The 400-nt window shown below is 65.2% G+C and carries 1 protein-coding gene; it reads left to right on the forward strand.

All coding sequences use genetic code 11. The annotated features are described in order from the left end of the window. Window positions 1-363 (forward strand): transposase (locus DT057_RS35245; protein ID WP_203236476.1); only part of this gene is annotated, 363 nt, incomplete at its 5' end. Between the last annotated feature and the right edge of the window lie 37 nt (window positions 364-400).

Here is a 400-nt window from a genome sequence, read left to right on the forward strand (position 1 = left end):
CTCGTGGAGCCCTTCAGGCATTCCCACGAGGTGTCTTCGATGCCCCATACACGTCCGCCCGATCCCGCTGAGTTCCGTCGTCAGACCGTCGAATTGGTCCGCGCTGGACGTGACCCCACAGACCTTGCCCGTGAGTTCGAACCTTCAGCGCAGGCCATCCGGAACTGGGTCGCACAGGCTGACAAGAACGAGGAGCGCCGTGAGGCAAAGACAGAGACCCTCACGGCCGCCGAACGTGAAGAACTGATCCGTCTGCGCCGCGAGGTGCGCCAACTGCGGCTCAAGCGGGATATCCTGTCAAAAGCCGCGGCCTGGTTCGCGCGGGAGACCGGCGCGGTGCCGTCGGGATCTTCCGGTTCATGAGCGCCAACCGGGCCACCGATCCTGTCGCCGCCATGGC

Source organism: Methylobacterium crusticola, from assembly GCF_003574465.1.
Classification (GTDB): domain Bacteria; phylum Pseudomonadota; class Alphaproteobacteria; order Rhizobiales; family Beijerinckiaceae; genus Methylobacterium; species Methylobacterium crusticola.